General features: G+C 63.8%; 14 protein-coding genes and 2 pseudogenes. 6 read left to right on the top strand and 10 right to left on the bottom strand.

Annotated features, from left to right (window positions below; genetic code table 11):
• Positions 1–73: 73 nt before the first annotated feature.
• Positions 74–1612 (top strand): MFS transporter, encoded by a 1539-nt coding sequence (locus ACX80M_RS13540; protein WP_459309855.1) that lies wholly within the window; start codon positions 74–76, stop codon positions 1610–1612.
• A gap of 97 nt (positions 1613–1709) precedes the next feature.
• Here the strand turns inward: ACX80M_RS13540 and ACX80M_RS13535 are convergent, their stop codons facing one another.
• Positions 1710–2189, bottom strand: coding sequence for a Dps family protein (locus ACX80M_RS13535; protein ID WP_056346612.1), 480 nt, complete (start codon positions 2187–2189; stop codon positions 1710–1712).
• Between the two features lie 212 nt (positions 2190–2401).
• Here ACX80M_RS13535 and ACX80M_RS13530 point away from each other — a divergent pair, with 212 nt between their 5' ends.
• The 3 genes from ACX80M_RS13530 to ACX80M_RS13520 are packed head-to-tail and all read left to right on the top strand — an operon-like array spanning position 2402 to position 6160.
• Complete coding sequence (locus ACX80M_RS13530; RefSeq protein WP_459309837.1) at positions 2402–3562, top strand: nitrilase-related carbon-nitrogen hydrolase; 1161 nt, start codon at positions 2402–2404, stop codon at positions 3560–3562.
• Complete coding sequence (locus ACX80M_RS13525) at positions 3559–4584, top strand: agmatine deiminase family protein (protein ID WP_459309836.1); 1026 nt, start codon at positions 3559–3561, stop codon at positions 4582–4584. Before ACX80M_RS13530 ends, ACX80M_RS13525 begins: the two co-directional genes overlap by 4 nt.
• Positions 4585–4597: 13 nt before the next feature.
• Entirely contained in the window at positions 4598–6160 is a 1563-nt protein-coding gene (locus tag ACX80M_RS13520; RefSeq protein ID WP_252611419.1) for an APC family permease, read from the top strand.
• 112 nt (positions 6161–6272) lie between these two features.
• On the opposite strand, the gene ACX80M_RS13515 is transcribed toward ACX80M_RS13520, so the two are convergent.
• From ACX80M_RS13515 to speB, 6 genes and pseudogenes are all read right to left on the bottom strand, one after another.
• The gene (locus tag ACX80M_RS13515) at positions 6273–6821 is read right to left on the bottom strand and encodes an AMIN-like domain-containing (lipo)protein (RefSeq protein ID WP_252611421.1); all 549 of its coding nucleotides are present in this window, start codon (positions 6819–6821) and stop codon (positions 6273–6275) included.
• 236 nt (positions 6822–7057) lie between these two features.
• Positions 7058–7360 carry a DUF4193 domain-containing protein gene (locus ACX80M_RS13510; protein ID WP_104063859.1) on the bottom strand — a complete coding sequence of 101 codons (303 nt, stop codon included), beginning with the start codon at positions 7358–7360 and terminating at the stop codon, positions 7058–7060.
• 216 nt (positions 7361–7576) lie between these two features.
• Complete coding sequence (locus ACX80M_RS13505) at positions 7577–8803, bottom strand: glycosyl hydrolase (RefSeq protein ID WP_459309835.1); 1227 nt, start codon at positions 8801–8803, stop codon at positions 7577–7579.
• A 221-nt stretch (positions 8804–9024) separates the two neighbouring features.
• A pseudogene (locus ACX80M_RS13500) lies at positions 9025–9195 on the bottom strand (GYD domain-containing protein); the annotation flags it as partial.
• A 12-nt stretch (positions 9196–9207) separates the two neighbouring features.
• The gene (locus tag ACX80M_RS13495; protein ID WP_459309834.1) at positions 9208–9345 is read right to left on the bottom strand and encodes a hypothetical protein; all 138 of its coding nucleotides are present in this window, start codon (positions 9343–9345) and stop codon (positions 9208–9210) included.
• 267 nt (positions 9346–9612) lie between these two features.
• Positions 9613–10575 (bottom strand): annotated as a pseudogene (gene speB / locus ACX80M_RS13490) (agmatinase).
• A 35-nt stretch (positions 10576–10610) separates the two neighbouring features.
• Between speB and ACX80M_RS13485 the strand changes: the two are divergent.
• Together ACX80M_RS13485 and ACX80M_RS13480 are read left to right on the top strand one after the other, a co-directional pair.
• Positions 10611–10799 (top strand): hypothetical protein, encoded by a 189-nt coding sequence (locus ACX80M_RS13485; RefSeq protein WP_459309833.1) that lies wholly within the window; start codon positions 10611–10613, stop codon positions 10797–10799.
• A 153-nt stretch (positions 10800–10952) separates the two neighbouring features.
• Positions 10953–11150 carry a hypothetical protein gene (locus ACX80M_RS13480; protein ID WP_459309832.1) on the top strand — a complete coding sequence of 66 codons (198 nt, stop codon included), beginning with the start codon at positions 10953–10955 and terminating at the stop codon, positions 11148–11150.
• Positions 11151–12484: 1334 nt separating this feature from the next.
• Here ACX80M_RS13480 and ACX80M_RS13475 read toward each other — a convergent pair.
• The 3 genes from ACX80M_RS13475 to ACX80M_RS13465 all read right to left on the bottom strand — a co-directional run bounded on the left by ACX80M_RS13475 (position 12485) and on the right by ACX80M_RS13465 (position 15927).
• Positions 12485–13021 (bottom strand): VOC family protein, encoded by a 537-nt coding sequence (locus ACX80M_RS13475; protein ID WP_459309831.1) that lies wholly within the window; start codon positions 13019–13021, stop codon positions 12485–12487.
• Positions 13022–13032: 11 nt separating this feature from the next.
• Entirely contained in the window at positions 13033–14913 is a 1881-nt protein-coding gene (locus tag ACX80M_RS13470; RefSeq protein ID WP_459309830.1) for an oxidoreductase, read from the bottom strand.
• Between the two features lie 126 nt (positions 14914–15039).
• Complete coding sequence (locus ACX80M_RS13465; RefSeq protein WP_459309854.1) at positions 15040–15927, bottom strand: helix-turn-helix domain-containing protein; 888 nt, start codon at positions 15925–15927, stop codon at positions 15040–15042.
• Positions 15928–16065 lie beyond the last annotated feature (138 nt).

The following is a 16065-nucleotide window of genomic DNA, read 5'->3' as shown; positions in this document are numbered from 1 at the left end:
CCGTCTGGACGGTATAGTTATTGATATGACGTTGTCCACACAGTCCAACCAGAACACCCGAAGCACATCCACCATGGCAGCCGACCTCAGGCCGCCAGGGCCCGTCAAGGCGCCCTGGCGCGACTGGCTCGCGCTGGCCCTGCTGATGTTTCCGGTGCTCCTGGTTGCGGTGGACAACACTGCGTTGACGTTTGCACTTCCGGCCATCGCGAGCAGCCTGGAAACCACCGGAGTCCAGCTGCTGTGGATTGTGGACGCCTATCCCCTGGTGCTTGCCGGCTTGCTGGTTGCCATGGGCAGCCTGGGTGACCGGATCGGGCGCCGACGGCTGCTGCTGACCGGCAGCGTTGGCTTCGCCGCGGTCTCAGCAGCAACAGCCTTTGCCCCCAGCGCAGAGTGGCTGATAGCGGGCCGGGCAATGCTGGGGTTCTTCGGCGCCATGCTGATGCCCTCCACCCTGTCGCTGATCCGCAACATTTTTCCGGACCCAAACCGGCGTCGGCTGGCCGTGGCCATTTGGGCTGCCGGCTTCTCCGGCGGCGCCGCCCTGGGTCCCATCTTCGGCGGGTGGCTGGTGGAGCAGTTCTGGTGGGGCGCGATCCTGCTGGTCGCCGTGCCCATCATGCTGCCCCTGCTGGCGTTCGGCCCTGCCTTCATCCCGGAATCAAAAGATCCGCGCCCCGGGCGGGTGGACGTGCCCAGCATCGTCCTGTCCCTGCTGGTAATGGTGCCCGTTGTGTATGGCATCAAGGAGCTGGCGACCGATGGTTTCGGGGCCGCTCCTGTGGGTCTTGTTGCCTTTGGCCTGGCCATGGGCGTCGTCTTTGTACGCCGCCAGCAGCGGCTGGCCAGCCCCCTGCTGGACATATCACTGTTCGGCAACCGGGTCTTCAGCACTGCCATCACGGCAAACGTGCTGGCCCTGTTCTCCTTCAACGGCTTCATCCTGTTCCTCGCCCAGCACCTGCAGCTCCTGGACGGAATGACGCCGTCGGCCGCCGGAATTGCCATGATCCCGGCCCTGGTGGCAACAGTGCTGGCTGGGCTGGCAGTGGTGCCGCTGGTCCGGAAGGTGCGTCCGGGCTTTGTGGTGGCGGGTGGCCTGGCCCTGAGCGCCACCGGGTACGGAATCGTGATCTTCGGTGACCACGGCTCCGGCCCGGCCCTCCTGCTGGCCGCGCTGCTGATCCTTGCCCTGGGCGTGGGCACAGCGGAAACCATTTCCAATGACCTCATCCTGGGCTCCGTTCCAGCGGAGAAGTCAGGAGCGGCGGCCGCCATCTCCGAAACGGGCTATGAGGTGGGGTCCCTGCTGGGGACGGCGATGCTGGGCTCCATCCTGACCGCTTCCTACCAGCACAATCTCCGACTTCCGGCCGGGGTGGAGGAAATGGCGTCGGGCACTGCAGTACACCTCGCGGGTGAAACTCTGGCGGGCGCCGTGGAACTGGCCGCCGGCCTGCCTGCTCCACTGGCGGAAGCGCTCCGCGGCGCAGCACGCCTGGCGTTTGATTCGGGCGTCCACACCACTGCGGCAATTGCGCTGGTACTGATGGCGAGCGCGTCAGTCCTTGCCGCCGTCGTACTCCGGAAAGTTCCGACGGCAGACTAGGGGCCCGTCTCCGGCAAGCCGGCGAGCGCATAATAAACGCCCGGCGCAGGAAGTCCTTCCTGCGCCGGGCGCCTGTGGCCTCACTATGGGCCGGCGACTACTTGGCGTCAGGGGCGGTGACGCTGGCGGAGGCCTTCATGGTCTCGGCGTTCACCATCCACGCGTACTGTTCCAGCTTGGCGATGAATTCATGGAGCAGGTCCGCGGTGGTGGGATCCTCTTCGTCCACTTCGTCATGGACCTTGCGCATGGTGCCCACGGCAGCCTCAAGCGCGGCAACGATCCGCTCGATGGCGTCCTTCGTGTTGATGAGGCCTTCGGGGAACTGCGCGAGGCTGGTGGACTTGGCCACGGTGGCACTGCGGCCGTCCGGCAGGGCATGAAGGGCGCGCATCCGCTCGGCCATGTCATCCGCGAACTGCCGGGCGGCATCCACGATTTCGTCCAGCTGCAGGTGAAGGTCCCGGAAGTTGGTCCCCACAATGTTCCAGTGGGCCTGCTTGCCCTGGATGTGCAGCTCAATCAGGTCCGCAAGTACGGCCTGCAGGTTATTGGTCAGCGTCGGTGAAGCTTTCATGAATCCTCCTCGATTGGTCCAGTAGTCCCGACGCTATCAGCCGCGGGATCGATCGCGGCAGGCCGGAAGCAAATTTCTCAGTGAGCTTACTAATCTCACGGAGCGAGATAAAAGAACGGAATTCATTTAAACCATTGCGCGAAAGCCGTCCACCCTCCATACTAAATGAACGTCATTCATTTAGTGACGGTCGTCTCACTGGAAGTAAGCACATGATTGAAATTTCCTGCCTCGACTCACCCACGTCCCTGGCCCGGACAACGCCGTCCGTCCGCTCTGCCCTTCGGGTGGGCGTTGTGCAGCACCGCTGGCATGCAGACGCTGCCGTCCTGCAGGCGGAACTCGATGAAGGAATCGGCCGCGCAGCCAGGCTCGGTGCCACGGTGGTATTCCTCCCCGAACTCACCCTCTCCCGTTACCCCGCGGACACGCGCCCGGAGAATGACACCACGCGCCCTGGAGCGGTGCGGCCCCGGCCGTCGGACATCGCTGAGGACCTGCTCACCGGACCCACCTTCCGGTTTGCTGCCGAGTCGGCCCGCCGCCACGGCGTGGCTGTCCATGCCTCGCTGTACCAGCAGGCACCGAACCCGGACGGCAGCGACGACGGCCTGGGGCTGAACACCGCCGTCCTGGTGTCGTCCGAGGGCGAACTGCTCGCCCGCACGCACAAGCTCCACATCCCGGTCACCGCCGGCTACTACGAAGACAAGTTCTTCCGCCAGGGGCCGGCGGCCGCGGATGCCTACGAGGTCCACGCGCCGGCACAACTGGGCGGCGCCCGGCTGGGCATGCCCACCTGCTGGGACGAATGGTTCCCGGAGGTGGCCCGGCTCTACTCCCTCGGTGGCGCAGAGATCCTGGTCTACCCCACCGCCATCGGCTCAGAGCCGGACCACCCGGAATTCGACACCCAGCCGCTGTGGCAGCAGGTCATTGTGGGCAACGGCATCGCCAACGGGCTCTTTATGATCGCCCCCAACCGCTGGGGCAGTGAAGGAACGCTGAACTTCTACGGCTCCTCCTTCATCTCCGACCCCTACGGCCGCGTCCTCGTGCAGGCCCCGCGTGACGCCTCCGCAGTGCTGGTGGCAGACCTCGACCTGGACCAGCGGCGGGACTGGCTGACGCTCTTCCCCTTCCTGTCCACGCGCCGCCCCGATACCTACGGCCGGCTTACGGAACCCGTACGCCGTGACCAGCCGCTCGGCGGCGAAGAGCCAGGGATTTCGACAGGCTCAATCAACGGGCACGCAGGCTCAATCACCGGGTACGCCGGCTCAATCAACGGGCACGCAGGCTCAATCACCGGGCACGCCGGCTCAATCACCAGTCACGCAGGCTCAATCAACCGTCAGCAGGTGACCGCATGAGCACGTGGCGCATGCCCGCCGAAACCGCTCCGCAGGAGCGGCTGTGGATGGCCTTTCCCACCGGCGGTTACACCCTGGGTGACACGGAGGAAGCTGCCCACGCAGCCCGGTCCACCTGGGCAGCGGTGGCCAACGCCGCCGTCGAATTTGAGCCGGTCACCGTGGTGGTGGACCCCGACGACGTCGGCATCGCCGCCCGCTATCTGCACCCGGCCGTCGAGGTACTTGCCGCCCCGCTCAACGATGCGTGGATGCGAGACATCGGCCCCACGTTTGTGCTGGACCAGGACGGGAGCCTCGGCGCCGTCGACTGGGTCTTCAACGGCTGGGGCGCCCAGGACTGGGCGCGCTGGGACAAAGACGCGCTGATCGCCGGCGAAGTCTCGGGCCGGTCCGGGGCCACGCACATCGTGTCCGCGCTGGTCAACGAAGGCGGCGGCATCCAGGTGGACGGCCAGGGAACCGTGCTGGTGACCGAAACCGTGCAGCTGGATCCGGGCCGCAACCCGGGACTCAGCCGGGCCGACGTCGAAGCCGAGCTCGCCCGGACCATCGGCGCCACGCAGGTGGTCTGGCTCCCGCGCGGACTGGCCCGCGACTCGGAACGGTTCGGCACGCGCGGTCATGTGGACATCGTGGCCGCCATCCCCTCCCCCGGCACACTGCTGGTGCATTCCCAGCAGGACCCCCGCCACCCGGACTTCCAGGTAAGCCGCGACATCATCGAGCACCTGCGCACCACGAGGGACGCGGCCGGACGGGAGTGGACCATCATCGAAGTCCCGGCCCCTGAAGTGCTCTGGGATGACGAAGGCTTTGTCGACTACAGCTACATCAACCACGTCGTGGTCAACGGCGGCGTCATCGCCTGTACGTTCGGGGACCCCAACGATGACAAGGCGCTGCAGATCCTGGCGGAGGCCTACCCCGGCCGGCGTGTGGTCGGCATTGACGCCCGTGAGCTCTTCGCCCGCGGCGGCGGCATCCACTGCATCACCCAACAGCAGCCTGCTGCTTCGTAGAAAGCGCTGGACAATGACCCAAACCACCCGCACGAACACCCCCGCAGGCCAGCCATCCGGGACCGACCCGGCCGGCTCGGCGCACGGCATCACCGCAAAAGGACTGAAGGGCGGGCAGCTGGGCCTCCTCGCCGTCGTCGTTCTTGGCATTTCCACCATCGCACCGGCCTACACGCTGACCAGCGCCCTGGGCCCCACGGTTAATGAGGCGGGGCTCCAGCTGCCCGTCATTTTCCTGATCGGGTTCATCCCCATGATCCTGGTGTCACTCGCCTACCGGGAACTCAACGCCGATTCCCCGGACAGCGGCACCACGTTCACCTGGGTCACCAAAGCGTTTGGCCCCTGGGTGGGCTGGATGGGCGGCTGGGGACTGCTGGCCGCCAACATCATCGTCCTGTCCAACCTGGCGGGCGTGGCCGTCGACTTCTTCTATCTCTTCCTGTCGCAGCTGACGGGTGCGCCTGAACTCGCGGACCTCGCGGCCAATAAGCCGTTGAACGTCCTGACGTGCTTCGTGTTCGTGGCCCTCGCCGTGTGGGTGAGCTACCGCGGCCTGCACACCACCAAGCTGGTCCAGTACGGACTCGTCGGATTCCAGCTGCTGGTCCTGGGGCTTTTCGTGGGCATGGCGTTCGCGAACTGGTCCACGTCGGAAACGGCCATCCCGTTCAGCTGGGAGTGGTTCGACGTCACCAGGATCGAGACGTTCGGGCAGATCGCTGCCGGCATCTCGCTGTCGATCTTTGTCTACTGGGGCTGGGACGTCTGCCTGACGGTGAATGAGGAAACCGCCAACGGCAAAAAGACGGCTGGACTGGCGGGCACCCTCACCGCCGTCGTTGTCCTGGGGATCTACCTGCTGGTGACCATTTCCACCATGATGTTCGCCGGCGTCGGCGATACCGGGATTGGCCTGAACAACGCTGAGAACCACGAGAACCTCTTCACGGCGCTGGCCTCGCCGATCATGGGGCCGTTCGCCATCCTGATGTCGCTCGCGGTGCTGTCCAGTTCCGCTGCGTCCCTGCAGTCCACGTTCACGTCTCCGTCGCGCAGCCTGCTGGCCATGGCCCACTACGGTGCGCTGCCTGCGCCGTTCAGCCACATCAGCAAGCGTTTCTCGACGCCGGGCTTCGCAACAGTGGCGGCGGGCATCCTGTCCGCTGGGTTCTATGCGGTGATGCATGTGATCAGCGAAAACGTCCTGAACGACACCATCCTGGCCCTCGGCCTGATGATCTGCTTCTACTACGGCCTGACCGCCATCGCCTGCGCCTGGTACTTCCGGAACAGCGTGTTCAGCAGCGTCCGCAACTTCATGCTGCGGCTGCTCTGCCCGGTAGCGGGCGGCGTCGGATTGTTTGTGGTTTTCCTGCAGACAGCCATGGACAGCTGGGCGCCGGAGTTCGGCAGCGGTTCGGAGGTCTTCGGGGTTGGGCTGGTGTTTGTCCTGGGCATCGGGATCCTAGCGCTCGGGGCTGTGCTGATGGTGATCATGGCACGCCTCCGCCCGGGGTTCTTCCGCGGCGAAACCATCCGCCGGGACACTCCTGCACTTGTGGTCCCGGAGTAGTTGCCCCACCCACAGCACACAGCACGGCGCCCTGCCCGGAAAGTCTCCGGAGCAGGGCGCCGTTTTGGTTTCCTGATCTTGTCTCAACTGCGGTTCAGCAGCGAACCGCGGGTCACCAGAAGTGCGCTACATCCACCACCATGCGCGATCCGGATCCGGGGCCGTCCAGGGTGAAGACCCGGAACGGGAGCCGGGCACGGACACCCAGTCCGATGCTGGTGTAGCCTTCGAAGCTGCCCGCGTAGGCCACCTGCCGGAAGGTCTGGTATCCCGATACGTCGGACAGTTCGGCCTTTGCCGCCGGGCTGTAGGTGACGTTGTAATTGCTGTCATAGGACGGTGCGTTCACAGTTACCTGGAGGAATGCGCCACCCCGCATCGGGATTTCAAAACCTGAACCGTCCTGGACCACGGTCGGAACGTACTGAACCGTGTAGCCGGCAACAGGGCCGTTGAGATCAACCACCATCCGGTCAAAGCAGTAATGCTGCCCTGTCCGGACGTTGGTGACGGATGCGGTGCTCATGGCCGGGTCTGATTCAGCCAGCGATCCCCATACGAGTCCGCAATACGATGTGGTTGCCGAGGCGGGCCCCGGAGCCAGGAAACCCAATCCGACAGCCATCAAAATGACTGTCAGCCACGTATGAATCTTTTTCATTGTGGGCCACCCTTCGAGTGATTAGGTAGCTCAAGCGTAGGAGTCTCCAAGGCCACTCAAAAGGGTTGTTGCCGCTTCGGCGCGGAACCGTTAATCGGCCTTGGTTCCGGTCACGCGGGCGTAATTCTAAAGCACTTTACGGGGCCATCGATACGCTATTAACACCGTTTCTGCACCCTGCCGTTATGCATAATAACGACGCCGGCGCACCTCACCGGAGTGCCGCCGTCGGCCGTTCAGCCTTCGCACTCGATGCAGTACTTCAGGCCGTTCTTTTCGCGTGCAATCTGGGACCGGTGCCGGACCAGGAAGCAGGATGAGCAGGTGAACTCATCGGACTGTTCGGGAACCACAATGACCGTCAGCTCTTCGCCGGAGAGATCGGCGCCGGGAAGGTCGATGCCTTCGGCGGTGTCGGTCTCGTCGACGTCGATGACTGCGGTCTGGGCACTGCCGCTGCGGGATGCCTGCAGGGCCTCCAGCGACTCGGCGGAAGCCTCGTCGTCAGTCTTGCGTGGAGCGTCGTAATCGGTAGCCATGGCGTGTTCACTTTCGTCGCTGCACGGCACCATTTCAGGCGCCTCAGTGAAGCAGTTTAGGTCATTATGCCGCTACTTGGGCAACAGTGTGGCCAACCAGACAGATTTCGTCGCTTCGCCCGCTGCCCTGCTGACCACGCTTGGCGTGATGCTCATTGGTGTTGCCCTGCTGGGGCTGGTCCGCCGGGACAACAAGGCGCGTCCCTGACTACCGAGTCAGGGAGTCCGGCGCGCCTGCAATGCGGACTTAAAAGCTGAGGCGGAGGTGCCGCTGCTGTTGATCCGCCAGTCGGTTTCCTTCTGGAGGTGGAACCAGACGAAGCCGACAACATCGGGCTGGGCCGCCAGATAGGACACGAGCTCAGTGTTCCAGGCAGCCTTGTTGCCCCCTGCTTCGCTGGAAGCCGTCTCGCTGATCAGGATGGGAACTCCGGGTGCCAGAGTACGCAACTGGGCTATCCCCGGAGCGAAGAGATCCTGCGGCGATATCCAGCCGCTCCAGGAGGCTGAAGTGCCCCAGTTGTACCCGTCGAGGGCCACAACATCCACATACCCGGCGCCGGGAAAGAGGCCGGCGAGATCGGTGGAACCGTAGTAGGGAACATTCGGGCTCCAAACCCAGGACACGTTGCTGGCTCCGGTGGCAGCAACAATGTCGTGAACATGGCGCCAGGCTTCTACATAGTCGCCGGGCTGGTTGCCGTTGACGCCTTCGGCCCACGGGTACCAGTTGCCGTTCATCTCGTGGGCGAATCTGAGCTGGACCGGCTGGCCCCAGGCCGCAAGTGCCTGACCCCACTGCGTGATGTGGGCGTCAAAGTCGCCAGCGGCAATTCGGTCTAGGGAGTAGGCGGGCTGTTCCATTCCGCCGCCCCAGGCCCAAGGTTCCCAGGTTATGAGCGGGACGGCGCCGCGTGCCCGGACGGAGTCCATCTCGGCGATGGGTGGCGCCTGGAGAAAGTCCTTGTAGAACAGAATCGTGGACGGGCTTTCCCCGGCCAGTTGCGCCACTTCATCGAGTTCGCCGCCGGCCAGGGGGCCGCCGGCCGTGGCGACCCCGAAGCGAAGCGCGGCGGTGCTGACCGGAGGGAGCGTCGGGGCCGGCGCGGTCACCGTGAACACGGACGAGGCCTGGATGGACGAGGTCTTGGCCGTGATTGTCAACGATCCCGTGGCTGCGGAAGGGATGGTGATCGAGGTGCTGAAGGCACCCGAGGCCGCCGTTTTGAAGGGGAAAGTCGTGGCACCGGCGATCACCGTCCCCGTGGTGGAGGCCTTGAACCCCGTTCCGCTGACTGTGACGGCGGATCCTGCCAGTCCAGTGGCCGGGCTGAGGGAGATCCGGCCTGTGGCAGGCGCTGCCTGGGCGGACTGGGCCGGCATCAGTCCCAAAGCCAGACCCAGGCCAACCACTGCCGCGATGGATTTCAAAGTTCGGAGCATGGCGATCGGTCCCCCGCAATCGGCAAGGCGGTTGGAAATCCGCCGGTCAGGTGGTGCCTACCGGCACTTTCCTGATACTAAGGGTTGGACGCCGAAACCAGACCGGATTTTTTCGAATATCTTTGAAAGCAACTCGCGGCTCTCTGGCGGGTGCTGCCGGCCGTCCCCTCTGGTGACCGAAGGTTCGACTGGCGCTGCACGAGGCAGCCCAGTCGAAGCCGTTACTGACCGGGGGCCCGGTAGACAGGTGTCTTGCCCACAGCTGCGTCAATATCCTCGGGTGTCATGAGCGGCGTGAGGTGAAGGTCCACGGCGCCGGTGGAATTGATCATCAGGGAAAGGGCAACAGCACTCGGCTGATCGGGAACGTCGAACACCCCCAGGACATCCGTCGCGCCAAACGCCTAGTAGATGCATTCCAGTGATCCCCCAACCGACTCCAAGGCCTTTACAACCGCGTCCCCACGCTTGGACGCACCCTCCTGCATCAGGCCTTTGATGCCCTGGCCCACATAATTTGCTTGGAAAAGATACTTAGTCATGGCCGATTCCTGTTCTGCTGTGCCCAGAACACGAACCTATCCGCACGCCCAGAACAGGGGATGAGTGAAGGGTTCTGGAGTTCTCCCCGATGGGGGTTGTGGCCCGAGTCTAGGCCTCTCCCCCGGGAACTCGCAACGGTCGGTTGTACCCACGTTCCAGCCTTCATCCGGCAATGGCAACGAAGCCGGTCGCGGGCTTGTATTCGAGGGGCCGATCCGGCGCCCCTGCTGGCCCACGGAGTCCGCGGGCCAGCAAGGGCATGGCGCCTAAACCGTTGCGGCTTCCAGCGCTTCGGCGCCTCTGATGATCGCTCCTTTGGAGCGGTTCACCATCAGCCTGAGAAGGTCAAAGACCAGGGTTGCGGCCGCAAGAGTGGTGATGTCTGCGTGGTCGTACGCGGGGGCTACTTCGACGACATCAGCCCCCGCGATGGTGATACCGTTGAGGCCCCTCAAGAGGGCAAGCAGCTCACGGGAGTGCAGGCCGCCCATCTCCGGTGTTCCGGTGCCCGGAGCGTAGGACGGGTCCAGGACATCAATGTCGATGGAAACGTAGACGGGCGTATCGCCCAGACGCTCCTTAACCCTCTGGATTGCAGCGGGGATACGAGTGACGTCCAAGTCCGAACACCTGATGATCTGGAACCCGAACTCGTGGTCGCGCAGAAAATCGTCACGGTCATAGACCGGCCCGCGGATACCCACGTGCATGGACTTGTCCTCTATAAGCAGCCCTTCCTCGAAGGCCCTGCGGAAAATGGTTCCATGCGTGACCCGCTGGGCGAAGTAAGTGTCCCAGGTGTCCAGGTGAGCATCGAAGTGGAGCAGGGCAACCGGCCCGTGGACTTGATTCAGCGCCCGCAGCAAGGGCAGGGCGATGGTGTGGTCCCCACCAATGGCGATGAGTCTCTTGTCCTCGCTGATCAGGGGCCGCGCCTGCTCCTCGATTTCGCGTACAGCCCGGGTGATGTCGTAGGCGTGCAGGCGATATCGCCGGCGTCCACCACCTGGGCTTCATACACGGGCTCGACGTCGAGTTCCGGGTGGATATCCGGGGCGCAGCAGCCGGGACGCTTCACGGACGGCCGCGGGGCCGAAACGGGCGCCCGGGCGGAAGGAGGTGCCGCCGTCGAACGGCACTCCGACGATTGCAATACCGTAGTCCGGCAGGCGATCGATTTGCGGGAGCCGGGAAGGAGCCCCGGTCGTGATTACTGTCGCCGAGCTCATTGCCGAGCCGCAGCTTGGCCCATGCGGCGACAGTCTTGGGCCTGGAACTGTCCCGCGCAGCACTGGGCCTGGAGAACCGGCTCCGTCTCGGCGCCGAATTCCTTCTGCAGGCATTTGACGGCCGCTACGGAATCAAGGATCTGGAAAGCCGCCTGTCCGAATTTGAAATTCCGGCGCAGGAGTTCCTGGTGATCTCGCTGTCCAGTGATGCGGGAAGGCGTTAGGATCGGCGTCAGCACCCCGACCACCCCTGCAGGCATTCAAAGCACGCTTCAGGAGTCACCGTGGGCGCGGGGAACAGCGGGCGGCAGCACTGAGTACTTAGTACGCTACGCGGAAGGTCCATCGTGGCTGGGGTTGACCAGCTATGACAGGATGTGGAGGAAGCCGGTCTGTTCGAGCTGCTGGGCGCGGCGCTGTGGTCCGACGACGACGGGGTTGAGTCCGGCAGCGGCGGCAAAGTCGGCGACGGCCTGGGTTGCGGCTTCGTCGTCGCCGGCGATCAGGACGTCCAGGATTTGTCCTTCTATTGCCCCTTCTCCCAGCGTGGCGGCGAAGGTGGATGTGACTACTGAGATGGGGTCCCCTGACTCGGTGACTGTGTCGATTGCCGGTGATTCTTGGCTGGAGCCAGGCGGTGAGGGCGGCGCCTAACGCGGCCAGAAGAATCGTCCCGCCCCAAACAAAGGGTCGCTTCCACCATTCCACTGGCCTCTCTGGCGGGTGAGAGCGACCGGTTTTGCCGGAAGATGCTTTCCCGGTTTTTCGGTTTTTCGGTTTTCGGTTTTCCCATGTCCGGACTCCGCTTCAGCGTTCGTGCTCTCCTAGGGGACTCATGGTAAGAAGCGGGCCCGCTTCCGTCAATGCTGCGGGGTTGCATCATCGAAATGGCTCAGGGACTCAGAACCGATCAGCCAGAGCCCGGTTCACCGCGGGATGCCCAGGAAGGCAGGGTCAAAATGTTCATCCGATCCGGTCACGTCAGCCACCCACGCGGAGTGTTCGGCTTGGCCAGATGAGGTGGACCTGCCAATGCGTCCATAATCTCCTCGTATGTTTCAATAATCCACCTGCTGATCGGGCCTTTTCTGAAAGTTGAGGCCCGGCCGCTGAGAATGACCTCACCCCTGCCGGCGGCACGGGCAAGAATGACGTTGTTGTTGAGAACGCGTAATACCTCCCCATTTCCCGTCCTGCCAGTGCGAATTCGGAGGCCAGGTTCTGGCCGTGCCCAACAGTGATTCCGCCCGGCGCGACGACCCGGAACCACCAGTCCGGCTTTGAGTGACTTCGGCAGTAAACACTCCTAACTCTCTGTGCCGTGAACACCCGCGCATTTGCTTACGTGCTCTTTCCAAGGCGGCCTGACCCGAAAAGGCGCGCGGCTGGAATCGCCGGAAACACCTGCTCTCACCGGCGATGACTCCCCTATGGCCAACTCATAGCATCCGTGATGCGTGCACTTGCCCAATTTGAACACTCGCTCGGGGAACGCTAAAGGAAAGTCATCGCCTCGGCCAAGCAGCGGCGCTCACACAAAGCGGAAGAAGACCCTGACTCGGGACGGCGGCCGGGCTGGTTCGGCTCGCGCCGGCAGCGGTGCCCTGAAAGCCGTCCTTGCCCGATTTCGAAATCAGCCGGGCAGAGGATCTAAGAGTACCCGCAAGCCAAACTTGCTTGAACCTCACCGCCAATGTGTGCGCTTCCCTAATGGAAGTGCAAATGGAAGTGCGCCAGCAAATCATCGGGATGAGACGCGATTACCTCGCCTATGCGAATGGTCGCCGTCATGCAAGGCTGAGCTATGCTGCCGTTCTCAGGGCGTGCCCTTGGTCATCCTTCCTACCATATGCAAAGCTGCCACTTCATGTCCCGCCAGCGAATGCTGGCCCTGCCCGGCGCACCGGTGTCATTTTTCCTGATGGGCAGTGCCGGACTCCTTGGCCGGACGCCAACGGCGCAGGGAAGTTCTGGACTCGTAGGCCTGGGCAGATGGGTAGGTTACGAGCTCCACTGTGCTGCCCCACGGGGTGCGGGCGTAGAGATACCGGTTGCCCTCTCCTGCATCGCCTCCCGGAAGATCACCCGGCTGGCTCAGCAGCTGCCCGCCGGCCTTTTCCAACCGGGCGGCGGCCTCCTCGATGTCGTCGACGTAGACGCAGAAGTGCTGGAGACCGTAGTCGCTCGGCACGACAGGGTCGCGCTGTGTTGTCCCGGAGTAAGTGAACAGCTCCAGATTGGGTCCTTCGCCGAGACGGAGCATGCGTATTGCCTCGATCCTCGCTCCTGTGGGGATCCCCAGGCCGGCCTCGACGGCGGGGCCTGCCAGGGGTTCGTCGAGCATGTCATAGATCTTTTCGGCGCCGAAAGCGTCGGCGAAGAAGCGGGTTGCCTGCTCAAGGTCGGGCACCGTGATGCCGATGTGCTCAATTGCGCGAATAGTCATCGTTACTCCTCCTAAATCTGGGCTGCTGCCCAGAAACCAGACTGGGTTGCCTCGTACATGCGGCCGCCCCTAAGACGTGTGCCGATGATGTGCACGCGATCGTCTCCGGCTGCCCCTGCCAGGGCATCGCTGGCCGCGCGATCCTGCGCCCACACGACTGTCTCTCCGGCGGGGGCCGGCTGGTCGGTGAGAACGGTTACGTTCAGGGCGGCGAGCAGCCCCCTCAGGTGGTTGCGCTGCATGTCGTTGGTGTCGAGTCCGATGTCGGCGCTGGGAGAGCTGAGCGTAACCTTCCGGCCCTGCTCGGCCAGCCACAGGGCGGAGAACATCGCGGTCTCAGTGTCCCCGTGCACAGTCAACTCCTTCGCTTCGGGGGCACGGCGGTCGGCCAGCATCCGCACGGCTTCGACGGTTCCTTTGGGGGCTCCTGAGCTCTTGGTGCCGGTGGCGAGTAGGACGGTGTCGTACCCGTTCATGTCGGCTTCCGTGATCTCGGTGTTGAGCCGGACGTCAACGCCGGTGCGCTGCAGCTCGGCGCTGTAGAACTCGAGGAACGTGGTGATCTCCTTGTTCAACACCTTCGCTGCTGCCCACGCCCGCAGCTGGCCGCCGATCTCCTGCTCGCGTTCGGCCAGCGTCACTTCATGGCCGCGCTCGGCGGCCAGGATGGCGGCCTCGCATCCGGCCGGGCCGGCTCCAACAATCAGGACCCGCTTGGTGAGGACGGCCAGCCGACGGGCCTCGGCGGCCCGCTTTTCCTGAGACAGCGCCGGGTTAATGACGCACTGGGTGTGCTGACCGTTGAACATCCACCGTGAGATGCACTCGTTGACGGCCAGGCAGCGGCGAATGTTTGACGTTTCACCACGTCGGGTCTTTTCGACGATCGTGGGATCGGCCAGGCCCGCTCGTCCCATGGCGACGAAGTCCAGTTCCCCGGCGGCGACGTCGTCGTTGAGCTCGTCCAGCAGCCAGACCAAACGCCCCACGCCGATGACGGGTACGGAGACCCGCTTTTTCACTTCTTTGGCATAGTGCAGGAGGTTGCCCGGGGGGACCATGGGCAGGAGAATGTCCGCCGTGTCGTAGTTGCCGGCCGACACGTCCAGCGCATCGACGTACTCCTCCAGCATCTGGCAGAACGCCAGCCCGTCCTCCAGGGAGAGCCCGCCCTCGTACGGCTCCTCGACGCTGAGCCGGTAAAGCACCGGGAAGTCGGGACCGACCTGTTCGCGTACCGCCCGGACCACTTCGAGGGCGAATCGGGCCCGATTTTCCAGCGAGCCTCCGTACCCATCGGTGCGCTTGTTCGTCTTGGGCGACAGGAACTGCCCTAGCAGGTACCCGTGCGCGCCGTGGAGCTCCACCGCGTCGAAGCCCACTTCCTTGGCCCGGCGGGCCCCCTGGGCGTACATGTTGATCAGGCCGGGGATCTCCGCGAGCTCGATGGCGCGCGGTGCCGTTCCGAAGGCGCTGGTGATGCCGGCCGTTGGTGCGATTGGCGGAACGTTGCCTTCGGTGTTGCCTTGGGAGTTCTGGCGGCCCGTGTGGTGCAACTGCACGGCGATCTTCGCGCCCTCGTTGTGTACCGCCTCGACCAGGTCTGCCAGACCGGACCGGTAACGGTCGTGGTCGATCCGGATCGGGTGTCCGACCGTGCGGCCAACCTGCCAGTCAACCGAGGTGTTCTCCGTGATGAGCAGGCCTGCTCCCCCGCGCGCCCGTTCGCGGAAATATTCGATGAGGCGGGGGCCCGCGTATCCATCGACCTCGGCGTACTGGGTGAAGATGGGGGACTGGACGAAGCGGTTCTTCAGGGACATCCGTCCGATCCGTCCGGGCTGGAACAGTGCGGCGTGCTTCACGGCACGCGCGCTCAGGGTATTGGACATTGGGGACTCCTTCGTCACCGGGAGGTATCTCCTCGCAGTAGCAAGTATTGGATACTCGAGGCAGAAAAACCTGCCGCCGTGTGCACAGAAATGTTCCGGGTGCGCACAATGTCGCGTAGATCATATTCAGCGGCTGGTATTCCGTGCTTCCCGGGGTGAAACACCGTAGGCGGTGCGGTAAGCGCGGCTGAATGATGACGGGCTGTCGAAGCCGTACCTGTGGGCGATCTCTGTGATCGACAGTCTCGCCGGCGATAGCAACAGTTGATGTGCGGCTTCCCGCCGACGGCGCATCAAAAATTGGCGGCAGGTTTCCCCTGTGCCTTGAAACAATATGTGAAGGTACCGGGTTGAGACCGCGTTGGCACGGGCAATGTCATCCACCGTGAGGCCGGGATCGGCGATCTGCCTTTCAATGAAGGCCTTGATCTCCATCAGCCGGATCGCCTGAGTGTTGAGCACTATGTTCGAGGAAGCACCGAGCGCCGATGTCAGCAGGTCAATGGCGACACGTCCTGCCGTGTTGGCCGCTTCCTTGTCCAGATCTTCGGATGTCATTGACATTTGTAACCAGTCGAATAGAAGGCGGAGGCTGGGGGTCGGGGCCAGGGGGCGGGCGACGAGTGCGTCGAGGCGCGGGAGCGCCTCAAGGCAGAGGTCACGGGGCATAAAGAGTGTCGTCTTCACGAGCGGGCCGTCGCTGTGGCACTCCCCCGGCAGGACGCCATCCCAAATTAGGGCGCTGCCTGGCCCAATCGATGCCTGGCGACCGCTCTGTGAAAAGACCTCCTGGCCTTGCCGTACTAACAAGACCGCAGTGTAGTCACCGTCTGTACGGCTGATCTCACGTGAACCGCGGCGGCCGGACATCCCGCCGAGACGGCAATCGACTGCCCATGGTCCGCCTAGCTTCACATCGTTGTATTCCAGCGGGGATCCACGAACCACGTCCAGGCACCAGGGCAGATGGCTCGTCGAGAAACTCGCGACCTTCTCGTTGTTGACCGCAGCCATCGATGTCACGGAGAACCTCCCTCACTAGCGCTCAGGTTCTTCCTGCGTTCATCATCCACGTGTCGTGAATGTGCAGGAACGGGTTGACTACGACCACACGTCTGACGAATGGATCGGGGTCTGCAGGAGGTATTCCGA

The sequence above is a fragment of the Pseudarthrobacter sp. MDT1-22 genome (assembly GCF_054511035.1).
This window is presented reverse-complemented; position numbering and strand designations above follow the sequence as displayed.